The 20,362-nt window shown below is 74.5% G+C and carries 20 protein-coding genes; 14 read left to right on the forward strand and 6 right to left on the reverse strand.

Features of this window, described 5'->3' with window-relative positions; translation table 11 throughout:
- Positions 1-79 precede the first annotated feature (79 nt).
- From HOP40_RS09555 to HOP40_RS09570, 4 genes are read left to right on the forward strand one after another with little or no spacing between them, the layout of a single operon-like run.
- Positions 80-979 carry a Rossmann-like and DUF2520 domain-containing protein gene (locus tag HOP40_RS09555; protein ID WP_172156793.1) on the forward strand — a complete coding sequence of 300 codons (900 nt, stop codon included), beginning with the start codon at positions 80-82 and terminating at the stop codon, positions 977-979.
- Positions 976-1,851 (forward strand): pantoate--beta-alanine ligase, encoded by an 876-nt coding sequence (gene panC / locus HOP40_RS09560; protein ID WP_172156795.1) that lies wholly within the window; start codon positions 976-978, stop codon positions 1,849-1,851. The genes HOP40_RS09555 and panC overlap by 4 nt, the downstream gene beginning before the upstream one ends.
- Positions 1,852-1,861: 10 nt before the next feature.
- On the forward strand, positions 1,862-2,269 hold the full coding sequence (panD, locus tag HOP40_RS09565; protein WP_172156797.1) for an aspartate 1-decarboxylase: 408 nt from the start codon (positions 1,862-1,864) through the stop codon (positions 2,267-2,269).
- Between the two features lie 3 nt (positions 2,270-2,272).
- Positions 2,273-3,121 (forward strand): type III pantothenate kinase, encoded by an 849-nt coding sequence (locus HOP40_RS09570; protein ID WP_172156799.1) that lies wholly within the window; start codon positions 2,273-2,275, stop codon positions 3,119-3,121.
- Here HOP40_RS09570 and HOP40_RS09575 read toward each other — a convergent pair.
- Entirely contained in the window at positions 3,037-3,780 is a 744-nt protein-coding gene (locus HOP40_RS09575; RefSeq protein ID WP_172156801.1) for a class I SAM-dependent methyltransferase, read from the reverse strand. The two genes, HOP40_RS09570 and HOP40_RS09575, sit on opposite strands and share 85 nt — an antisense overlap.
- A gap of 601 nt (positions 3,781-4,381) precedes the next feature.
- On the opposite strand from HOP40_RS09575, the gene lysS reads away from it, so the two are divergent.
- The 5 genes from lysS (at position 4,382) to HOP40_RS09600 (ending at position 10,773) form a co-directional block, all read left to right on the forward strand.
- On the forward strand, positions 4,382-5,836 hold the full coding sequence (gene lysS, locus HOP40_RS09580) for a lysine--tRNA ligase (RefSeq protein ID WP_172168128.1): 1,455 nt from the start codon (positions 4,382-4,384) through the stop codon (positions 5,834-5,836).
- 89 nt (positions 5,837-5,925) lie between these two features.
- Complete coding sequence (locus HOP40_RS09585; protein ID WP_172156803.1) at positions 5,926-6,270, forward strand: histone-like nucleoid-structuring protein Lsr2; 345 nt, start codon at positions 5,926-5,928, stop codon at positions 6,268-6,270.
- Positions 6,271-6,423: 153 nt separating this feature from the next.
- Positions 6,424-8,967 (forward strand): ATP-dependent Clp protease ATP-binding subunit, encoded by a 2,544-nt coding sequence (locus HOP40_RS09590; protein ID WP_172156805.1) that lies wholly within the window; start codon positions 6,424-6,426, stop codon positions 8,965-8,967.
- A gap of 115 nt (positions 8,968-9,082) precedes the next feature.
- A complete protein-coding gene (locus HOP40_RS09595; protein WP_205347139.1) occupies positions 9,083-10,087 on the forward strand; it encodes a YihY/virulence factor BrkB family protein in 1,005 nt (334 codons plus the stop codon).
- A gap of 11 nt (positions 10,088-10,098) precedes the next feature.
- Positions 10,099-10,773 (forward strand): alpha/beta fold hydrolase, encoded by a 675-nt coding sequence (locus HOP40_RS09600; RefSeq protein WP_172156807.1) that lies wholly within the window; start codon positions 10,099-10,101, stop codon positions 10,771-10,773.
- A gap of 11 nt (positions 10,774-10,784) precedes the next feature.
- Here HOP40_RS09600 and HOP40_RS09605 read toward each other — a convergent pair whose 3' ends face one another.
- The gene (locus tag HOP40_RS09605) at positions 10,785-11,480 is read right to left on the reverse strand and encodes a helix-turn-helix transcriptional regulator (RefSeq protein ID WP_172156809.1); all 696 of its coding nucleotides are present in this window, start codon (positions 11,478-11,480) and stop codon (positions 10,785-10,787) included.
- Between the two features lie 65 nt (positions 11,481-11,545).
- On the opposite strand from HOP40_RS09605, the gene HOP40_RS09610 reads away from it, so the two are divergent.
- The gene (locus tag HOP40_RS09610; RefSeq protein ID WP_172156811.1) at positions 11,546-12,415 is read left to right on the forward strand and encodes an alpha/beta fold hydrolase; all 870 of its coding nucleotides are present in this window, start codon (positions 11,546-11,548) and stop codon (positions 12,413-12,415) included.
- A gap of 132 nt (positions 12,416-12,547) precedes the next feature.
- Here the strand turns inward: HOP40_RS09610 and HOP40_RS09615 are convergent, their stop codons facing one another.
- On the reverse strand, positions 12,548-14,014 hold the full coding sequence (locus HOP40_RS09615) for a GAF domain-containing protein (RefSeq protein ID WP_172156819.1): 1,467 nt from the start codon (positions 14,012-14,014) through the stop codon (positions 12,548-12,550).
- A gap of 152 nt (positions 14,015-14,166) precedes the next feature.
- Here HOP40_RS09615 and exaC point away from each other — a divergent pair, with 152 nt between their 5' ends.
- The 3 genes from exaC to HOP40_RS09630 all read left to right on the forward strand — a co-directional run bounded on the left by exaC (position 14,167) and on the right by HOP40_RS09630 (position 16,724).
- A complete protein-coding gene (gene exaC, locus HOP40_RS09620) occupies positions 14,167-15,690 on the forward strand; it encodes an acetaldehyde dehydrogenase ExaC (protein ID WP_172156820.1) in 1,524 nt (507 codons plus the stop codon).
- Entirely contained in the window at positions 15,690-16,064 is a 375-nt protein-coding gene (locus HOP40_RS09625; protein WP_172156821.1) for a DUF779 domain-containing protein, read from the forward strand. The genes exaC and HOP40_RS09625 overlap by 1 nt, the downstream gene beginning before the upstream one ends.
- Positions 16,065-16,130: 66 nt before the next feature.
- Positions 16,131-16,724: a cysteine hydrolase family protein gene (locus tag HOP40_RS09630; protein WP_172156822.1), complete on the forward strand. Its 594-nt coding sequence runs from the start codon at positions 16,131-16,133 to the stop codon at positions 16,722-16,724.
- A gap of 6 nt (positions 16,725-16,730) precedes the next feature.
- Here the strand turns inward: HOP40_RS09630 and HOP40_RS09635 are convergent, their stop codons facing one another.
- On the reverse strand, positions 16,731-17,603 hold the full coding sequence (locus HOP40_RS09635; RefSeq protein WP_172156824.1) for an endonuclease/exonuclease/phosphatase family protein: 873 nt from the start codon (positions 17,601-17,603) through the stop codon (positions 16,731-16,733).
- Between the two features lie 148 nt (positions 17,604-17,751).
- Between HOP40_RS09635 and HOP40_RS09640 the strand changes: the two genes are divergently transcribed.
- A complete protein-coding gene (locus HOP40_RS09640; RefSeq protein WP_172156826.1) occupies positions 17,752-19,248 on the forward strand; it encodes an ankyrin repeat domain-containing protein in 1,497 nt (498 codons plus the stop codon).
- Here HOP40_RS09640 and HOP40_RS09645 read toward each other — a convergent pair.
- Together HOP40_RS09645 and HOP40_RS09650 are read right to left on the reverse strand one after the other, a co-directional pair.
- Entirely contained in the window at positions 19,214-19,957 is a 744-nt protein-coding gene (locus HOP40_RS09645) for an SIR2 family NAD-dependent protein deacylase (protein WP_172156828.1), read from the reverse strand. The genes HOP40_RS09640 and HOP40_RS09645 overlap by 35 nt on opposite strands.
- An 83-nt stretch (positions 19,958-20,040) precedes the next feature.
- Entirely contained in the window at positions 20,041-20,349 is a 309-nt protein-coding gene (locus tag HOP40_RS09650) for an antibiotic biosynthesis monooxygenase family protein (protein ID WP_172156830.1), read from the reverse strand.
- Positions 20,350-20,362 lie beyond the last annotated feature (13 nt).

Below are 20,362 nucleotides of genomic sequence, written 5' to 3' on the forward strand. Positions count from 1 at the left end.
CGTCTAGCCTGTGCTCGCCGCCGACGAGGGCGGCACGACCGGTACCCGCCCAGCGCGGGACCGGAACGGGTGCGAGGAGATGGGCATGGCTGCCGGCCGTCCTGCGCGGCTCGCCGTCGGAGTGGTCTCCGCCGGGCGGGTGGGCGCGGTCCTGGGGGCGGCGCTGGCCGCGGCGGGCCACCACGTCGTCGCCACGTCCGGGGTGTCGCGCGAGTCGGTGAAGCGGGCCGACGCCCTGCTGCCCGGCGTGCCGCTGGCCGCGCCCGACCAGGTCGTCACGGGGGCCGACCTCGCGCTGCTCGCCGTCCCCGACGACGTGCTGCCCGGCCTCGTCCGCGGGCTCGCCGCCGCCGGCTGCTTCCGCCCCGGCCAGATCGTCGTCCACACCTCCGGGGCGCACGGCGTGGGCGTGCTCGCGCCCGCCGCCGAGGAGGGCGTCCTGCCGCTCGCGCTGCACCCGGTGCTGACGTTCACCGGCCGCTCCGAGGACGTCGTGCGCCTGGGCGGCGCGTGCGTCGGGGTCACCGCGACCGAGGGCGACGAGGCCGGCTGGAGCGTCGGCGAGGCGCTCGTCGTCGAGATGGGGGCGGAGCCGGTCCGGGTGCCCGAGGACGTCCGCCCGCTCTACCACGCCGCGCTCGCCCACGGCGCGAACCACCTCGTCACGCTCGTGCGCGACTGCGCCGACCTGCTCGACCGCGCCGGCGTCCGCCCGGCCGAGCGCCTCATCGCGCCCCTGCTGTCCGCGGCCCTGGACAACGCGCTGCGCCACGGCGACCGCGCCCTGACCGGCCCCGTCGCGCGCGGCGACGCCGGCACCGTCGCGGTGCACCTGCGCGAGCTCGACGCCGTCGACCCCGACCTCGCCCGCACCTACCGCGTCCTCGCCGCCCGCACCGCGCACCGCGCGCAGGCGGCCGGGCTGCTCCCCGACCACGCCGCGCAGGAGGTCCTGCGCACCCTCACGGAGGACCAGTGACGACGAAGAAGCCGCGGGGCTTCACCCCCGGCCAGCTCACCGTGCACGCCGACCCGGGCGAGCTCCGCGCCGTGACCCGCACGCTGCGCGTCGCCGGGCGCCGCATCGCCTTCGTGGCGACGATGGGCGCCCTGCACGAGGGGCACCGCGAGCTCATCCGGCACGCGCGGCTGGCGAAGGGCGCGTCGGTCACCGTCGTGTCGATCTTCGTGAACCCGCTGCAGTTCGCGCCGGGCGAGGACCTGCAGCGCTACCCGCGCCCGCTCGAGGCCGACCTGGAGATGTGCCGCGAGGAGGGGGTCGAGCTCGTGCTCACCCCGGGCGTCGAGGACATGTACCCCGAGGGCGCCGACACGACCGTCGTCCCCGGCCCGCTCGGTTCCGAGCTGGAGGGGGCGGTCCGCCCGGGGCACTTCGCGGGCGTGCTGACGGTGGTGGCGAAGCTGTTCCACCTCGTCGGGCCGGACGTCGCCTACTTCGGGGAGAAGGACTACCAGCAGCTCGTGCTGGTGAAGAAGATGGCGCGCGACCTCGACTTCCCGCTCGACGTCGTCGGCGTCCCGACCGTCCGCGAGCCCGACGGCCTCGCCCTGTCCAGCCGCAACGCCTACCTCTCCGAGGCTGACCGCCCGCGCGCCGCCGCGCTGCAGCGGGCGCTGCGGGCCGGGGCGTCGGTGTCGGCGCGCGGGCCGCAGGCGGTGCTCGACGCGGCCCGCGAGGTGCTCGACGCCGAGCCCGCGCTCGACGTCGACTACCTGGAGCTGCGCGACCCCGACCTGCGCCCGGACGTGCAGCAGGGCAAGGCCCGCCTGCTCGTCGCGGCCCGGCTCGGCACCACCCGCCTGATCGACAACACCACCATCCAGCTGTAGGAGGACGACGATGCTCCGCACGATGATGACGTCCAAGATCCATCGCGCGACGGTGACGCAGGCCGACCTGCACTACGTCGGCTCGGTGACCGTCGACCGCGACCTGATGGACGCCGCCGGCCTGCTGGAGGGCGAGCAGGTGGCGATCGTCGACATCACCAACGGGGCCCGCCTGGAGACCTACGTGATCCCCGGCGCGCGCGGCAGCGGCGTGATCGGCATCAACGGCGCCGCCGCGCACCTCGTGCACCCCGGCGACCTCGTCATCCTCATCGCCTACGGCCAGCTCGACGAGGCCGAGGTGGCCGCGTACGCGCCGCGGGTGGTGTTCGTCGACGGGGACAACCGCGTGGTGGAGCTGGGGTCGGACCCCGCGCACGCGCCGGAGGGGTCCGGGCTGCTGTCCGGGGCGGCGTAGGACGTGCTGCTCTGCGTCGACGTCGGCAACACCCAGATCGCGCTCGGCCTCTACCCCGAGACCGATCCCGACGAGGTGCGCCCGCCGCTGGTGCGCGACTGGCGGATGCGCACCGACCCGCGGATGACCGGCGACGAGCTCGAGGTCGCGTTCGGCGCGCTGCTCGGCCGCCACTCCGGTGACGTCACCGGCATCGCGGCGCTCTCGACCGTCCCGAGCCTGCTCCGCGAGCTGCGGATGCTGATCAACCGGCGCGGCGACCCGGCCGTCGTCGTCGGGCCGGGGGTGCGCACCGGGGTGCCGCTGCTGGTCGACAACCCCCGCGAGGTCGGCGCCGACCGCGTCATGAACACGCTCGCGGCGCACCGCATGTTCGGCACGGCGTGCGTCGTCGTCGACTTCGGGACGTCGACGAACATCGACGTCGTCTCGGCGAAGGGCGAGTTCCTCGGCGGGGCGCTCGCGCCCGGCATCGAGATCTCGATGGACGCCCTCGCCAGCCGCGCGGCCGCGCTGCGCACCGTCGAGTTCGTGGCGCCCCGCTCGGTGATCGGCAAGAACACCGTCGAGTGCCTGCAGAGCGGCGTGCTCTACGGCTTCGCCGGCCAGGTCGACGGACTGGTGCGCCGCATCCTCGCCGAGCTCGGCCCGAAGGCCGGCCCGGTGACGGTGCTCGGCACCGGCGGGCTCGCGCCGCTGATGACCGGGGTCTCCGACACGATCACCGAGTACGTGCCCGACCTGACGCTGGTCGGCCTGCGCCTGACCTACCTGCGCAACGCCCGCAGCACCGTCGTCACCAGCGGCAGCACGAACTCCCCCGACGCGGTCTCCGGGCGCGTCGCCACGTAGTCGCGGATGCGGGCGAAGGCGGCGTCGCGGTCGGCCGGCTCGCTCAGCAGCGCCCACGAGTGGGTGGCCATCGTGGCCAGCAGGCCGTCGGTCGTGGTGCGGACGGGGTTCGGGAACGCCGCGCTCTCCGGCGGCGCGAACGCCGGGTGGGGCGGCAGCGCGAGTGCCGCAGCCCCCGCGCCGTTCGCCACCGGCCGGCCCCGTGCCGCGGCCTCGCCGAACCCGCGCATCCACTCCGTGCCGTCGTCGTCGCTGCCGACGACCGCGAGCACCCCGCCCGGGCGCAGCACCCGCGCGATCTCGGCGAGCGCCCGGTCCGGGTCGAACCAGTGCCACGCCTGCCCGACGACCACCGCGTCCACCGACCCGCCGGCCAGCGGCACCCGCTCGGCGGTCCCGGCGACGGCCAGGGCGTGCGGGACGTGCCGGCGCAGCTCGCGCAGCATCGCGGTGTCGGGGTCGACGGCGGTGACCCGGACGCCCGGCGGGAGCGCCGCCGCCAGCTTGCCCGTGCCGGCGCCCAGGTCGAGCACGTGCGGCTCCGGCCGGTCGGCGACGGGCTCCAGCGCCCACGCGGCGGCGTCCGGGTAGCCGGGCCGGTGTTCGGCGTAGGCGGCGGCGACGGTGCCGAAGAGGCGGGCCCGGGGGCGGGGGGTCACGGGGGGACGGTACCGACGGCCTCCGTTGCAGGAAGGCCACCTTGCTGACGGGAAGCGTCCACAGGGTGGCCTTGCTGCAACGGATTGGGGGGGTCACGGCCGGCGATGCCCGTCTCCCGGGCTTCCCGCGCGCAGAACATGCTCCCGCGCGCTCCCGGGGGCGCGCGGGAGCTCGGAACGCGCGCGGCAACCGGGGACGCGCGCGGGACGACGGCCGTGGTGCCCGGCCCCCGTGCTGCCCGTCCGCCGGTGCTGCCAAACCGCTCGGTGCTGCCCGAACCGCCCGGTGCTGCCCCGGCCGCCCCGGTGCTGCGCGAACCGCCCCGGTGCTGCCCCGCCCACTCGGTGCTGCCCCGTCCACCAGTGCCGCCCCGCCCGCCCGGTGATCAAGGGCAGACGGTCGTGGTCGGTGATCGACTGGCAACCGTGTGCCCTTGATCGGCGGCCCGGCCGGCGGAGTGGGTCCACGCCCCCGTCGAACGAGAGCGACACGGACGTCCCGACATCCGGGGCGGCCGGGAACCCGGGTGCGACGGCTCATTAGCCTTGGCGGGTGAGCACCGACGCGCCTGACACCCCCGACGACGAGCTGCCCGAGCAGATGCGGGTGCGCCGGGCCAAGCGCGCCGACATGCTCGCCGCCGGCGTCGACCCCTACCCGGTCGAGGTCGAGCGGACCGCCAGCCTGCGCCAGGTCCGCGACTCCCACCCCGACCTCCCGCCGGACACCGCCACCGGCGAGCGGGTGGGCGTCACCGGTCGGGTGATCTTCCTGCGCAACACCGGCAAGCTCTGCTTCGCCACCCTGCGCGAGGGCGACGGCACCGAGCTCCAGGCGATGCTGAGCCTGGCGCTCGTCGGCGACGAGGAGCTGGCGCGCTGGAAGACCAGCGTCGACCTGGGCGACCACGTGTTCGTGCACGGCGAGGTCGCCACCTCCCGCCGCGGCGAGCTGTCCGTCATGGCCGACCGGTGGGCGATGGCGTCGAAGGCCGTGCGGCCGCTGCCGGTGGCGCACCGCGAGCTGTCCGAGGAGACGCGGGTCCGCCAGCGCTACGTCGACCTCATCGTGCGCCCGCAGGCCCGCGAGATGGTCCGCACGCGCGCCGAGGTCGTGCGCACCGTCCGCTCGGTGCTGCACGACGCCTCCTTCGTCGAGGTGGAGACGCCGATGCTGCAGCTGCAGCACGGCGGGGCGACCGCGCGGCCGTTCGTCACGCACGCGAACGCGCTCGACACGGATCTGTACCTGCGCATCGCGCCGGAGCTGTTCCTGAAGCGCTGCGTCGTCGGCGGGATCGAGCGCGTCTTCGAGATCAATCGCAACTTCCGGAACGAGGGGATCGACTCCACGCACTCACCCGAGTTCGCGATGCTGGAGGCCTACCAGGCGTACGCCACCTATGACGACATGGCGCGCCTCACGCAGCAGTTGGTGGTCGAGAGCGCACGCGCCGTGTTCGGTTCCACCGTGGTCCGTCACGCGGACGGGTCGGAACACGACCTCGGGGGTGAGTGGCGTTCCGTGACGCTGCACGACGCCGTCGCCGAGGCCGTCGGCACGGATGTGGATCCGGACACCTCCGTCGCCGAACTGCAGAAGATCGCGGCGGATCGGGACGTCGAGATCAAGGATTCCTGGGGCGCCGGCGAGATCGTCCTGGAACTGTTCGAGAAGCTGGTCGAGCACACGCTCGTGGAGCCGACGTTCGTCCGCGACTACCCCGTCGAGGTGCGGCCCCTGACCCGGCAGCACCGCGACGACCCGCGCCTGGCCGAGGCTTGGGACCTCATCGTCTTCGGCACCGAGCTGGCCACGGCGTACTCCGAGCTGGTCGATCCCGTGGTCCAGCGGGAACGGCTCACCGCGCAGTCGCTGATGGCCGCGGCGGGCGATCCCGAGGCGATGCAGCTCGACGAGGACTTCCTGCGCGCGATGGAGTACGGAATGCCGCCCAGCGGCGGTATGGGAATGGGGATGGACCGGTTGCTGATGACGCTCACCGGTGCCGGTATTCGCGAGACCATCCTCTACCCGTTGGTGCGCCCCGAATAGGTCGAGGGATTTCCGGGATCTGCGCGCCGATGGGTATGTTGTCGGGGAACGGCCTTTGCGCCGGCGTGACGACAGGACCGAGGAACCAGGTGGCACAGATCAAGGAAGTGCGGCTCGTCGACGATCTCGACGGCAAGCCCGCGGAGGAGACCGTCGAGTTCGCGATCGACGGCAAGGCGTACGAGATCGACCTCTCCGCGGAGAATGCGGCGCAGTTGCGCGACGTGCTCGCGGAATTCGTCGGCCCGGCGCGCAGGATCACCGGCCGGACGCGGCGCACGTCGGCCCCGGCCGCGGCCGCCCCGCGCCGCCCGGTGATCGACCGGGAGCAGAACCAGGCCATCCGCGAGTGGGCGCGCTCCCGCAAGATGAAGGTGTCCGACCGCGGCCGGATCCCGTCCGAGGTGCTCGAGGCCTACCACCGGGAGAACTGAGCGCACCGGGGAGGTCGACCGGCGCGGAATGCCGCGTGACCGTCGCATGTTGCGACGACCACGTACGTGGGGCTCGCAACAGAGGCGCGCACCCGTGCCCGCCCGATACAGTGGCGTAGGCGCGAAGCACGGCGCAGCAGGCGAGGAGACGAAATGTTCGAGAGGTTCACCGACCGAGCAAGGCGTGTTGTCGTCCTGGCCCAAGAAGAGGCCCGGATGCTCAACCACAATTACATCGGCACCGAGCACATCCTCCTCGGCCTCATCCACGAGGGCGAGGGAGTGGCCGCCAAGGCCCTGGAGTCCCTCGGGATCGCCCTGGAGGGCGTCCGGCAGCAGGTCGAGGAGATCATCGGCCAGGGCCAGCAGGCACCGAGCGGGCACATCCCGTTCACGCCGCGGGCCAAGAAGGTCCTGGAGCTCTCGCTGCGCGAGGCGCTCCAGCTCGGCCACAACTACATCGGCACCGAGCACATCCTGCTCGGCCTGATCCGCGAGGGCGAGGGCGTCGCGGCGCAGGTGCTGGTCAAGCTGGGGGCGGATCTCAACCGCGTCCGCCAGCAGGTCCTGCAGCTGCTCTCCGGCTACCAGGGCAAGGAGCCCGCCGAGGGCGCCTCCGGTGGCCGTGGCGAGGGCACCCCCAGCTCGTCGCTGGTGCTCGACCAGTTCGGTCGCAACCTCACCCAGCAGGCCCGCGAGGGCAAGCTGGACCCGGTCATCGGCCGGGAGAAGGAGATCGAGCGCATCATGCAGGTCCTCTCCCGGAGGACCAAGAACAACCCGGTCCTGATCGGCGAGGCGGGCGTGGGCAAGACCGCCGCCGTCGAGGGCCTGGCCCAGAACATCATCAAGGGCGAGGTCCCCGAGACCCTCAAGGACAAGCAGCTCTACACGCTCGACCTGGGCTCGCTGGTCGCCGGTTCCCGCTACCGCGGTGACTTCGAGGAGCGCCTCAAGAAGGTGCTCAAGGAGATCCGCACGCGCGGCGACATCATCCTGTTCATCGACGAGATCCACACCCTCGTCGGTGCGGGCGCGGCCGAGGGCGCGATCGACGCGGCCTCGATCCTCAAGCCGATGCTGGCCCGCGGCGAGCTGCAGACGATCGGTGCCACCACGCTCGACGAGTACCGCAAGTACGTCGAGAAGGACCCCGCGCTGGAGCGCCGCTTCCAGCCGATCCAGGTGGGCGAGCCGACCGTCACGCACACCATCGAGATCCTCAAGGGTCTGCGCGACCGGTACGAGTCGCACCACCGCGTCACCATCACCGACGGTGCGCTGGTGTCGGCGGCCACGCTGGCCGACCGCTACATCTCCGACCGGTTCCTGCCGGACAAGGCGATCGACCTGATCGACGAGGCCGGCGCCCGGATGCGCATCCGCCGGATGACCGCGCCGCCGGACCTGCGCGAGTTCGACGAGAAGATCGCCAACGTCCGTCGCGACAAGGAGTCGGCGATCGACGCGCAGGACTTCGAGCGGGCCGCGCACCTGCGCGACTCCGAGAAGCAGCTCCTGGCCCAGAAGGGCGAGCGGGAGAAGCAGTGGAAGTCCGGTGACCTCGACGTCGTCGCCGAGGTCGACGAGGAGCAGATCGCCGAGGTCCTCGCGAACTGGACCGGCATCCCCGTCTTCAAGCTCACCGAGGAGGAGACCTCCCGGCTGCTGAAGATGGAGGACGAGCTCCACAAGCGGATCATCGGGCAGGAGGAGGCCGTCAAGTCGGTCGCGAAGGCGATCCGCCGCACGCGCGCCGGCCTGAAGGACCCGAAGCGCCCCTCGGGCTCGTTCATCTTCGCCGGCCCGTCCGGCGTCGGTAAGACGGAGCTGTCGAAGGCGCTCGCCAACTTCCTGTTCGGCGAGGACGACGCCCTCATCCAGATCGACATGGGCGAGTTCCACGACCGCTACACCGCCTCGCGGCTCTTCGGTGCCCCTCCCGGGTACGTGGGCTACGAGGAGGGCGGCCAGCTGACGGAGAAGGTGCGTCGCAAGCCGTTCTCGGTGGTGCTGTTCGACGAGATCGAGAAGGCGCACCAGGAGATCTACAACACGCTCCTGCAGGTGCTGGAGGACGGTCGCCTGACCGACGGCCAGGGCCGCACGGTCGACTTCAAGAACACCGTCATCATCTTCACGTCGAACCTCGGCACGCAGGACATCTCGAAGGCGGTCGGCCTGGGCTTCGCCCAGACCAACGACGAGCAGTCCAACTACGAGCGGATGAAGTCGAAGGTCAACGACGAGCTGAAGAAGCACTTCCGCCCGGAGTTCCTCAACCGCATCGACGACATCGTGGTGTTCCACCAGCTCACCGAGCAGCAGATCATCACGATGGTCGACCTCATGATCACCCGCGTCGAGGGTGCGCTGGCCAACAAGGACATGGCCATCGAGCTCACCCCGGCCGCCAAGGGCCTGCTGGCCCGCCGCGGCTTCGACCCGGTGCTGGGGGCGCGGCCGCTGCGCCGCACCATCCAGCGCGAGATCGAGGACCAGCTGTCGGAGAAGATCCTGTTCGGCGAGATCTCGCCCGGGCAGATCGTGCTCGTCGACGTCGAGGGCATCGACCCCGAGGCCGACGACTCGAAGGCCGCCGACGACAAGGCCACGTTCACCTTCCGCGGTGAGCCCAAGCCCGTCATGGTCCCCGACTCCCCGCCGGTCGACCTCGCCAAGTCCGGCGAGGAGTGACCGTCTAGACCCAGCCCCGCGCTCCGGCGCAGGACACCCGAGCGGCCCGCCAGGACTCCGGTCCCGGCGGGCCGTTCGGCGTCCGGGGGTCGGTGTGTCGCGCTAGATTCGCCCGGTGAGTTCCGTGCGCGCCGTCCCCGAGACGGAGCTGATGTCGGGCGAGGAGCTCTCGGCCGACGACGCCTGGCACACCGTCCGGAGCTTCGGGCCGGCGCACCTCGTGCAGGGCGCCTTCCTGCGATTCCGCTACGGCGACGGCTTCAGCCACGCCCGCGCGTTCGCGCTGCAGCTCGCGCTGGCCGCCGTGCCGCTGGTGATCGCCGGCGCGGGCCTGGCCACGGCACTGGGCGCGGAGTCGATCGCCGAGGTCGTCGCGCGCACCGTCGTCGCGCTCTCCCCGGGCACCAGCGACGCCCTGCTGACCCAGGTCGTCGAGGGCGGCGGGGGCGACGAGGGCAGCGAGCGCGGCGAGGTCGTCGTGGCGCTCGGCCTGGTCACCGCCTTCGCCGCGGCCACGTCGGCGTTCGCCCAGCTCGAGCGCGGGGCCAACCGGATCTACGGCACGAAGCGCGACCGCCCCGCCCTGCGCAAGTACGGCCACGCCGCGCTGCTCACCGCCACGGCGGGGGTGGCGATGGCCCTCGGGCTGCTGCTGATCGTGGCGGGGGAGCCGTTCGGGGAGGCGCTCGAGGAGGTCTACCACTGGGGCGACGCCGCGGAGACCGTGTGGGACGTCGTGCGCTGGCCGGTCGGGCTGGCCGCGCTCGTCGTCGCCGTCACCGTGCTGTTCCGCCAGGCCCCGCGCCGCAAGCAGCCGGGCCTGACCTGGCTCGCCGTCGGCGCCGGGGTCACGGTGCTGGCGTGGCTGATGGGGTCGGGCCTGCTCGCGCTCTACGTCGTGGCCGCGGCCGGGTTCGGCGAGACCTACGGTCCCCTGACGGCGATCATGGCCCTGCTGATCTGGGCCAACATCACGGGCATCGCGCTGCTGGCCGGCATGGCGCTGGCCGCGCAGCTGGAGGCCGTGCGGGCCGGGGTGCCCGACCCGCTGCTGCTCGACAGCGACGACGACGGCATCCCCGACCAGCTCGACGAGCACCCCGGCTCGCCGGCGCGCTGAAGGAGGTCCCGATGACGGTCTTCGTGCTGGTCCCCGGGGCGGGCGGCGAGGCGTGGTACTGGCACCGGCTGGTGCCCGAGCTGGAGCGGCGCGGGCACACCGCGGTCGCCGTCGACCTCCCGGCCGCCGACGAGTCGGCCGGTCTCGCCGAGTACGTCGACGTCGTGGTGGCCGCGGCCGCCGGGCACCCGGCGCCGGTCGTGGTCGGGCAGTCGATGGGGGCGCTGACCGCGGCCCTGACGTGCGAGCGCCTCGACGCCGCCGGGCTCGTGCTGCTCAACGCCATGACACCCCGGCCCGGGGAGACGCCCGACGAGTGGTGGGAGAACACCGGCTTCGAGCAGGCCCGGATCGCGCAGGCCGAGCGCGACGGGCGCCGCCTGGAGGACGACCCCGACCTGCTCGACGCGTTCTTCCACGACGTGCCCGACGACGTCTCCGCGGAGGCGCTGCGCCGGGGCGCGCCGCAGCAGTCGGGCACGCCGTTCGCGCTGCCGTGGCCGCTCGACGCCTGGCCCGACGTGCCCACCCGCTTCCTCCAGGGCCGCGACGACCGGTTCTTCCCCCTGGAGTTCCAGCAGCGGGTGGTGGGCGAGCGGCTCGGCGTGCCGGTGGAGGAGCTTCCCGGCGGGCACCTGCTCGCGCTCAGCCGGCCCGTCGAGCTGGCCGACCTGCTCGTGCGCTGAAGCGCGGCCGATCACCGCAGCCGCACCGGGCGCGCGTCGTCGGGCGGGGTGCCGAAGACCGTCGCCGGGTCGTGCTCCGGCGCGGGCTCGGACGTCAGGTGGGCGGCGAGGATGCGGTCGGTGCGGAACCAGCGCGGCCCCTGCCGCAGCCGGCACCACGCCAGCAGGTGCCAGTGCCCGCCGGTCGCGGCGAGCGCCGCCGGCTCGACGGCCCGCTCGGTGACGGTCCCGTTCCGGTCGGCGAAGCGCAGGACGGTGACGAGCCGGCGCCGCACCGCCTCGTCGAGGACGCGGGCGACGGCCGGGCGCGGCGCCTGCTCGGGGACGCGCAGCCACAACCGGGCCGCGATCGACTCCGCCCGGGCCAGTTCGGCGTCGGGCATCGCGGCGAGCACCTTGCTGAGCGCGCTGCGCCCGTCGGCGGCGAACGGGAGCGCGGGCAGCGCGGCCAGCGCCACGGCGATCGCGGCGGCCTCGGCGCCGGTGAGGTTGAGCGGCGGCAGGGTGGCCCCGTCGAGGACGTAGCCGCCGCCCGGGCCGCTCTGCGTCCACAGCGGCAGCCCGGCCTGCAGCAGCGCGTCGACGTCCCGCTTGATCGTCCGCGTCGAGACCTCCAGGCGCTGCGCCAGCCACGACCCCGTCCGACCGGCGGGCCCGGCGGCGCGCAGCTCCTCGGCGATCGCGTACAGGCGCTCGGTGCGGTTCACGTCGTCGAGGATGCCCCAGAATCGGTGACACCACGGTGTCACCGACCCCCGTCCATGCTGGTTCCATGACCATCTGGCACCTGCAGCGTCCCGGCGGCCGCCGCGTCGCGGTCCACGAGCTCACCCCCGACGCCCCGGCCGGCGCGCCCGTCGTCCTGCTCTCCCACGCCGCTCCCGGTTCCGGCGCGTTCGACCCCGACCCGGCCGCGACCGCCGCCGCGGGCGTCCGGCTGATCGCGCCCGACCGCCCGGGCTACGGCGGCTCGGACCCGGTGCCCGGGCTGCTGACCGTCGACGCGGCCGCCGCCGACGCCGCCGCCGTGCTCGACGAGGTGCTGCCTGCCGGCGCCACGGCCGGGCTCGCGGGATGGTCGGCCGGCGGGCGCGTGGTGCTCGCGGTGGCGGCGCACCGGCCGGAGCTGGTGGGGCGGGTCGCGGTGGTGGCCACGCCGGCGCCCGACGAGGAGGTGCCCTGGTACGGCGAGCAGGCGGCGCTGATCGACCCGATGCGCGGGCTGCCGGAGGCCGACGCCCGCGCCGCGCTCGACGGTGCGTTCGGACCGACGCTCGAACATGTGACGGGTGACGCGCGGCTCTCGCTCGTCGTCGACGCGGAGGTGGACGCGGCCGTGCTGGCCGGCCCCGGCGTCGCCGACCGGGTGCGGGCGATGGTGGAGGAGGCGCTGCGGCCGGGGGCGGCGGGGATCGCGGCCGAGGTGGGCGGCTACACGCTCGCGCCCTGGGGCTTCGACCCCGCCGACGTGCGGGCGCCGGTGCTGCTGGGCTACGGCGCGGCCGACGCCGCGGTGGGCCCGGAGCACGGGACGTGGTGGGCGAAGGCGCTGCCGTCGGCGGAGCTGGAGGTGGTGCCGGGGGTGGGGCACCTGGTGGTGGTCCCGTTCTGGGCCCGGGCGCTGGCCCACCTGGCGGACTGACCGCGACTCACGCGCAACGAGAGCCCGACTCGCGCGCAACGAGAGCCCGACTCGCGCGCTGGGGGCGGGCTGGGGCCGGGAAACCCCGCGAGTCGGGGTCTCGTGGCGACCGTGTCGGGGTCTCGCTGCGGGTCAGGGGGCGGTGATCGTCAGGCGCGCGGTGAGGACGGGGCGGCGGGGGTCGCGCGGGGGCAGGGCCCGCAGCAGGCGCTGCGAGAGCTCCGCGTCGTCGCCGCCGTCGACGGTCTCCGACAGGGCCCACATCGCGTCGACGTCCCGGCTGTCGAGCACCGCCCGCCGCAGGGCCACGGCCAGCAGCTCCCGCTCCTCCCGCACGCCCGGCGCCTCCGAGCGGGGGAGCAGGGGGCCGCGGTAGGCCCGCGCGGCGCCGCGGACGTCACCCGCGGCCAGCGCCGACCGGACGTCGACGAAGTCGGCGTCGACCCGCGCCCGCAGCCGGTAGGGCTGGGTGCGCAGGATCCCCGCGCCGAGCGCGACCCGCAGGCGGTGCACCTCCGCGCGCACGGTGACGGCCTTGCCCGCGTCGCCGTGCAGCGCGGTGGCGAGCTCGTCGGCGGTGAGGCCGTCGGGGTGCAGGGCGAGCAGCGTCAGCACCTCCGCGTGGCGCAGCGTCAGCCGCACGTGCCCGCCGTCGAGGCAGGCCAGCGCGCGCGACGCCCCGAGGAAGGGCAGCGACAGCACCGGCCGCGGGGTCGACCCGCTGCGGTGCAGCCGCATCAGCCAGCCCTCGGCGAGCTGCTCCAGCACGCCCTCGCCGGCCTCGCCGAGCGCCACGCGGTCGCCGACGGCGGGCAGCGCCACCCGCGACGGCAGCCAGCCGTGGGGCTGCGCGGCCAGGACGCGGCCGCTCGGGGTGAGCAGCGCGCCGGGCTCGTCGCGCAGGCCGACGAGGTGGGTGAGGTTGCGGGCGAGCAGGCGCTCGTTGCGCACGGCGAGCTGCGCGGCCAGGTGGCTCTCCGCGAGCCGCGCCGCCGCGACGACGAGCGCGAGCGTGGTCGGGTGGAACGTCCGCGCCGGCCCCGTGACGTCGACGGCGCCGATCACCTCGCCGGTGTCGGGGTCGTGCACGGGGCAGGCCGCGCAGGTCCAGCTGTGGTACGCCCGCACCAGGTGCTCGGCCGAGTGGATCTGCACCGCGCGGTCAGCGGCCAGCGCGGTGCCCATGGCGTTGGTGCCGACGCTGTCCTCGGTCCACCGCGTCCCCTCGACGAGCCCGACGTGCTCGGCGCGGTGCAGCACGTCGCGCTGGCCCTCGCGCCACAGGATGTGCCCCTGGGCGTCGGTCACGATCATCATGTGCATCGCCTCGTCGGCGATCGAGACGAGCGTGTCGCGCAGCACGGGGAGCACCGCCGCCAGCGGGTGCCCGCCGCGGATGCCGCCGACCTCGTCGCGCGAGTAGACGTGCCGCGGCACCCCGTCCTCGGGGTCGATCCGCGCGGCGAGCGAGCGCCGCCAGGACTCGGAGACGAGCTCGCGCGGCGGTGTGGCGGCGCGGTCGCCGGCGAGCACCGCCTCGCGCGCCCGGGCGAGAGCGCGGGCGTGCCGGGAGTGGTCGACGACCGTCACGGCCCTCATGGTCCGCCGGGCCACCAACCAAGGCAACCCTGGGTCAGGATCGCACTGGCGGTTGGGTCAGGTCCACACGCCCGCATCTGCGTGCAACCCGGTTGCAACCCCCGCCTTCCTAGCGTCCGCCACACCAGTCTCACGACGACGTGGAGGACCAGATGACCCAGTACGCGGCCCCGGGCACCGAGGGCAGTGTCGTCAGCTTCAAGTCCCGCTACGAGAACTTCATCGGCGGCGAGTACGTCGTGCCCGTGCAGGGGCAGTACTTCGAGAACCCGACGCCGATCACCGGGCAGGTCTTCACCGAGGTCGCCCGCAGCACCCACGAGGACGTCGAGCTCGCCCTCGACGCCGCCTGGGGCGCGGCCGACGCGTGGGGGAGGACGTCGGTCACCGAGCGCGCGAACATCCTCAACGCGATGGCCGACCGCATCGAGGCCAACCTCGAGCTGATCGCCATCGCGGAGAGCTGGGAGAACGGCAAGGCCTGCCGCGAGACCCTGGCCGCCGACATCCCGCTCGCGATCGACCACCTGCGCTACTTCGCCGGTGCGATCCGCGCGCAGGAGGGCGGCATCTCGCAGATCGACCAGGACACCGTCGCGTACCACTTCCACGAGCCGCTGGGCGTCGTCGGGCAGATCATCCCGTGGAACTTCCCGATCCTCATGGCGATCTGGAAGCTGGCCCCCGCGCTCGCCGCGGGCAACTGCGTCGTCCTCAAGCCCGCCGAGCAGACCCCGGCGTCGATCCACGTGCTCAACGAGCTGATCGCGGACCTGCTGCCCGCGGGCGTGCTGAACATCGTCAACGGCTTCGGCGTGGAGGCCGGCAAGCCGCTGGCCTCCAACAGGCGCATCCGCAAGATCGCCTTCACCGGGGAGACCACCACCGGCCGGCTGATCATGCAGTACGCGTCGGAGAACCTGATCCCGGTGACGCTGGAGCTGGGCGGCAAGAGCCCCAACGTCTTCTTCGACGACATCGCGTCGCAGAACGACGGCTTCTACGACAAGTGCCTCGAGGGCTTCGCGATGTTCGCCCTCAACCAGGGCGAGGTCTGCACCTGCCCCTCGCGCGCGCTGATCCAGGGCGGCATCTACACCGACTTCCTCCAGGACGCGGTCAAGCGCACCGAGCAGATCAAGCAGGGGAACCCGCTCGACACCGACACGATGATCGGCGCGCAGGCCTCGAACGACCAGCTCGAGAAGATCCTCTCCTACATCGACATCGGCCGGCAGGAGGGCGCCAAGCTCCTCACCGGCGGCGAGCGCGCCGACCTCGGCGGCGACCTCTCGGGCGGCTACTACGTCCAGCCGACGGTCTTCGAGGGCGACAACTCGATGCGCGTCTTCCAGGAGGAGATCTTCGGGCCGGTCGTGTCGGTCGCGCGCTTCTCCGACTACGACGACGCCATCCGGACCGCGAACGACACGCTGTACGGCCTCGGCGCGGCGGTGTGGTCGCGCGACGGCAGCACGGCGTACCGCGCGGGCCGCGACATCCAGGCCGGCCGGGTCTGGGTGAACAACTACCACGCCTACCCCGCGCACTCGGCGTTCGGCGGCTACAAGCAGTCCGGCGTGGGTCGCGAGAACCACAAGATGATGCTGGACCACTACCAGAACACGAAGAACCTGCTGGTCAGCTACTCGCAGAACGCCCAGGGCTTCTTCTGATGGAGCGGGTGGCCCTGGCCCCGGCGGCGGCCGAGCTGCTGGTCCGGCTGACGGCGGTCCACGGGCCGCTGATGTTCCACCAGTCCGGCGGGTGCTGCGACGGGAGCGCCCCGATGTGCTATCCGGACGGCGACTTCCGGCTGGGCGGATCCGACGTCCACCTCGGCGACCTCGTCGTCGAGGGGCTGGAGCGGCCGATCGGGTTCCACATGTCGGAGTCGCAGTACGCGTACTGGAAGCACACCCACCTCACCGTCGACGTGGTGCCCGGGCGCGGCAGCGGGTTCTCGGTCGAGGCGCCCGAGGGCGTCCGGTTCCTGATCCGCTCGCGGTTGTTCACCGACGAGGAGTCCCGCGAGCTGGACGGCGTGTGACGATGTGACGAGGGCCCGGGCCGTCCGGTCCGGGCCCTTGTCGTACCCCCGAACGAGAGGACGACGATGTCCGACCCCACGACCCTGCGCACCCTGTCCGGGCTGCCCTCGGTCCCGGCGAGCCTGTCCCGGTCGACGCTCGTCATGGTCGACCTGCAGAACACCTACACCCGCGGCGTCATGGAGCTGGAGGGCGTGCAGGCCGCCGTCGACGAGGCCGCCGCGCTGCTCGACCGCGCCCGGTCCGCGGGCATCCCGATCATCCACATCCAGCACGACTCCGGCGAGGGATCGCCCTACGACGTGCGCGCGGAGATCGGCGCGATCATCGACCGCGTGGCGCCCCGCGAGGGCGAGGCCGTGATCGTCAAGAACTACCCGAACTCGTTCACGGCCACCGACCTGAACGACCGGCTCGCCCCCGGCAGCAACCTCGTGCTCGCCGGGTTCATGACGCACATGTGCATCAACTCGACGGCCCGCGGCGCGTTCAGCCTCGGCCACAGCCCGTCGGTCGTGGCGGCGGCGACGGCGACGCGCGCGCTGCCCGGCGTCGACGGCACGGCGGTGCCCGCGGCGGCGCTGCAGGCCAGCAGCCTCGCGGCGGTCGCCGACCTGTTCGGCGTCGTGGTGCAGGAGCAGACGGAGATCCCCGACTAGGTCGGGCTAGCCCAGGTGCAGCCGGGCGAGCACCGCCCGGTGGTCGCTGCCCGCGACGTCGTGCACCGACGCCGCCGACGCCTCCACGCCCGGCGGCAGCAGCACGTGGTCGATCCGGATGCCCGCCCAGCGCGGCAGCCGGGCCGGCCACGTGCCCGCGCCGGTCGGGCCCGCACTGGGCCCGATCGCCCGGAGCAGGCGGTGGTCCACCGTCGCGTTCAGGTCGCCCGCGACGATCGCGCCCGCGGCCGTCCACGCCGCGGCCGCGCGCAGGTCCCGGCGCCAGTCGTGCACGACGCCCAGGCGGCCCGGGGCGGTGGCGTGCACGGCGTACAACGCCCGGTCGCCGAGGAGCTCCCCGGTGACGCGGACGTGCGCCAGCCGCAGCGCGTGCCCCGGCTCCATGACGACGTCGGCCGCCCGCGGCCCCGCGAGGACCGTGACGCCCCACCCGTCGCGCCGCCCCGGCCCGAGCGACGACGTGCCGCGGTAGCCCAGCCCCTCGACGAGCGGCAGCACCCGGTCGCGGTAGGGCTGCGCGGCCTCGGGCAGCACGACGAGGTCGGGGCGCTCGCGCCGCACGAGCGCGGCGAGCTCCGCGGGATCGGCGCGCCCGTGCCACACGTTGAGGACCAGCACCACCAGGTCCGACGCCGCCGGGGCCCGACGCGGCGCGGGCCGCCGGTGCAGCGCGGCGGGCAGGGCGACGGCCAGCGCGAGGACGCCCGCGGCCGCACGGCCCCGCACCGGCCGGCGCGACGGGCGCACCAGCCCCGCCCCCGCGGCGCCGGTCGCCGCCGCCAGCAGCAGCGCCGCCAGGTGCGGGCGCCAGGCCAGCAGGAGCACCGCCGGGAAGCGGTCGACGAACGAGGTCCTCATGCCCGCGCAACGGCGCGGCCGCGGCAGCGGTTCCCCCCGCGCTCCTTCCTCCGACCCGCGCCGGTCGCTACGGTGGGCGCCGGCGCGTCCCGTGCGCCACCGGTCCGCGGGCAGGGCAGAGCCCGACGGGCCCGTGGAGGAGGTCGCGATGCCGACCGTCCCCCTGCCCGACGACCCCGACCTCGATCAGCTCCGCAAGCAGGCCCGCGACCTGCAGCGCGGCGTGCGCGACGGCACGGAGCGCGCGCTGGCGCTCGCCGCCGAGCACCACCCCGACGGCGTCCCCGCCGACCGCACCGGATGGCCCCTGCACGCCGCCCAGCTCGCGCTGGCCCGGCTGTACGGGTTCGGCGGCTGGCCCGCGCTGGCGCGCCACGTCGGCGTCGTCCGCGAGCACCTGCGCGCACCCGACCGGGCACCGGTCTCCGACGACCCGGCCACGGAGTACCTGCGCCGCGTCAGCCTCGCCTTCGGCGGCGACGACGGCCCGCTGCAGCGGTCGGCGCCCGCCGTGCTCGCCGACCACCCGGAGATCACCCGCGGCGACGTGTGGGTGGCCGCGGCCCGCGCCGACGCCGACGAGGTGGCGCGCCTGCTCGACGCCGACCCGGCACTGGCGACGCGCGAGGGCGGCCCGCACCGCTGGCCCCCGATCGCCTACCTCGCCTTCGCCCGGCCCGATCCCGCCCCGTCCGCGGACGCCGTCACCGCCACCGCCCGCCTGCTGCTCGACCACGGGGCCGACCCCGACACCGGGTACCTCTGGCACGGCCTGCCGTCGCCGTTCACGTTGCTCACCGGCGCGTTCGGGGGTGGCGAGGGCGGCCAGCCGCCGCACCCGCACCAGCACGCGCTCGCCCGGGTCCTGCTCGACGCCGGTGCCGACCCCAACGACTCCCAGACGCTCTACAACCGCCAGTTCACCCCGGCCGACGACCACCTCGAGCTGCTCCTCGCCGCCGGGCTCGGCCGCGGCGACGGCGGGCCGTGGCGCCGCCGGCTCGGCGCGACCCTCGACAGCCCGGTCGACCTGCTGCGCCAGCAGATGTCCTGGGCGGTGACGAGCGGGTTCGCGCACCGGGTGGCGCTGCTCGCCCGCCACGGCGTCGACCTGACCGCACCGCTGCCCGGCCGCTACGGCGTGCCGCGGCGCCCGCCCTACGCCGTCGCGCTGACCAGCGGGCGGACCGCGGTGGCCGAGCTGCTGGCCGGGCTCGGCGCGCGGGTCCCGCTCGACGAGGAGGAGCAGGTGCTCGCCGCGGTCCTCGCCGCCGACCGCGACGCGGCGCAGCGGCTCGGACCGGACGCCGTGGCCCGGGCTCGGGCCCGGCGGCCCGGGCTGGTGGCGTGGGCGGCCGTCGTGGCGGGGCCGGCGGCGCTGCGGCTGGCCGTCGAGCTGGGCTGGGACGTGTCCGCCCGCGCCCGCACGGACGTACCGGCCGAGGGCGGCTGGGAGACCGCGCTGCACCACGCCGCCGCGACCGGCGACGTGGCGCTGGCCCGGCTGCTGCTGGAGCTGGGCGCCGACCCCGACGCCCGCGACGGGCGGTTCGACGCCACCCCGGAGCAGTGGGCCGGCCACACCGGGCACCCCGCGGTGGCGGAGCTGCTCAGCGGTCGTGCAGGACGGCGTCCAGCGCCGTGAGGGTGGCGGCGGCGGGGGCGGCGAGCCCGACCCCGCGGCCGTGGCGCACCTCGGGCTCGCGCGGGTTGATCCGGACCAGCGCCCCGGTGGCGGCCGACGCGAGCTCGGCCTCACGGCGCACCGTCGGGATTCCCGTGCCCGCCCCGAGCTCGACAACGGCCAGGTCGGACCGGTGCTCGCGCAGCCAGGCGCGGTGCGCGGTCATCTGGGACCCGGAGCGCGCCGGGTCCCACTCGACGTCGCCGAACATGAGGATGTTGGGCCGGGCGAGCGCCCCGCACGCCGGGCAGCGCGGCAGCGGCGGCACCGCGCGCATCGTGGCCCGGTCGACGACCACCTCGACGCCGTCGGCCGGCCACACCGGCTGCCCGCAGTCGAGCGTGCACTGCAGGTGGTGGATCGACCCGTGGCACTCCGCGACGCCGGTCATCCCGGCGCGCTGGAACTGGCCGTCGACGTTGGAGGTGAACACGCGCGTCGGGCGCTCCGCGGCCCAGGCGCGCAGCACCGCGAAGCCCGCGTGCGGCACCGTGGCGCGGTAGAGCCCCAGGCGGTGGCCGTAGAAGCCCCACGCCAGCTCCGGGTCGTCGACGAAGTGCACGGGGTCGGCGATCTCGGCGAAGCGCAGCCCCAGCGCGCGGTAGGGCGGGTAGGCGCTCCAGAAGCCCTCCGGCCCGCGGAAGTCGGGCAGGCCGGAGTCGACCCCCATGCCCGCGCCGGCGCACACCAGCAGCGCCCCCGCCCCGCGGAGCAGGTCGGCGGCGCGGTCGAGGTCGGCGGCCAGGACGGGGCTCAGGACGAGGCGACCGAGCGCTGCACGACCTCGAACTCGAGCACCGACGAGCCCGTGCCGACCGGCCGCGCCCGCTCGCCCGAGTGCGCCTCCATGGCCGAGCCCGTCATCCAGGCCTGGAACGACTCCTCGTCGGCCCAGTGCGTGACCACGAAGTAGCGCGTCTCGCCCGCGACGGGGCGCAGCAGCTCGAAGGACTCGAAGCCCGGCTGGCCGTCGACCGCGTGCAGCCGGTTGGCGAAGCGCTTCTCCAGCTCGGGGCCTGCGCCCTCGGGGACCTCGATGGCGTTGATCTTCACGACGGACATGCCGTCCAGGTTA

The organism is Pseudonocardia broussonetiae, from assembly GCF_013155125.1.
GTDB classification, from domain to species: domain Bacteria; phylum Actinomycetota; class Actinomycetes; order Mycobacteriales; family Pseudonocardiaceae; genus Pseudonocardia; species Pseudonocardia broussonetiae.

Coding starts and splice junctions, on each gene's coding strand:
- HOP40_RS09640 (WP_172156826.1), top strand. CDS start 17,752: ATGCCGACCGTCCCCCTGCCCGACGACCCCGACCTCGATCAGCTCCGC.
- HOP40_RS09610 (WP_172156811.1), top strand. CDS start 11,546: ATGACCATCTGGCACCTGCAGCGTCCCGGCGGCCGCCGCGTCGCGGTC.
- HOP40_RS09635 (WP_172156824.1), bottom strand. CDS start 17,603: ATGAGGACCTCGTTCGTCGACCGCTTCCCGGCGGTGCTCCTGCTGGCC.
- HOP40_RS09600 (WP_172156807.1), top strand. CDS start 10,099: ATGACGGTCTTCGTGCTGGTCCCCGGGGCGGGCGGCGAGGCGTGGTAC.
- HOP40_RS09555 (WP_172156793.1), top strand. CDS start 80: ATGGGCATGGCTGCCGGCCGTCCTGCGCGGCTCGCCGTCGGAGTGGTC.
- exaC (WP_172156820.1), top strand. CDS start 14,167: ATGACCCAGTACGCGGCCCCGGGCACCGAGGGCAGTGTCGTCAGCTTC.
- HOP40_RS09630 (WP_172156822.1), top strand. CDS start 16,131: ATGTCCGACCCCACGACCCTGCGCACCCTGTCCGGGCTGCCCTCGGTC.
- HOP40_RS09590 (WP_172156805.1), top strand. CDS start 6,424: ATGTTCGAGAGGTTCACCGACCGAGCAAGGCGTGTTGTCGTCCTGGCC.
- lysS (WP_172168128.1), top strand. CDS start 4,382: ATGCGGGTGCGCCGGGCCAAGCGCGCCGACATGCTCGCCGCCGGCGTC.
- panD (WP_172156797.1), top strand. CDS start 1,862: ATGCTCCGCACGATGATGACGTCCAAGATCCATCGCGCGACGGTGACG.
- HOP40_RS09615 (WP_172156819.1), bottom strand. CDS start 14,014: ATGAGGGCCGTGACGGTCGTCGACCACTCCCGGCACGCCCGCGCTCTC.
- HOP40_RS09625 (WP_172156821.1), top strand. CDS start 15,690: ATGGAGCGGGTGGCCCTGGCCCCGGCGGCGGCCGAGCTGCTGGTCCGG.
- HOP40_RS09645 (WP_172156828.1), bottom strand. CDS start 19,957: ATGGGGGTCGACTCCGGCCTGCCCGACTTCCGCGGGCCGGAGGGCTTC.
- HOP40_RS09650 (WP_172156830.1), bottom strand. CDS start 20,349: ATGTCCGTCGTGAAGATCAACGCCATCGAGGTCCCCGAGGGCGCAGGC.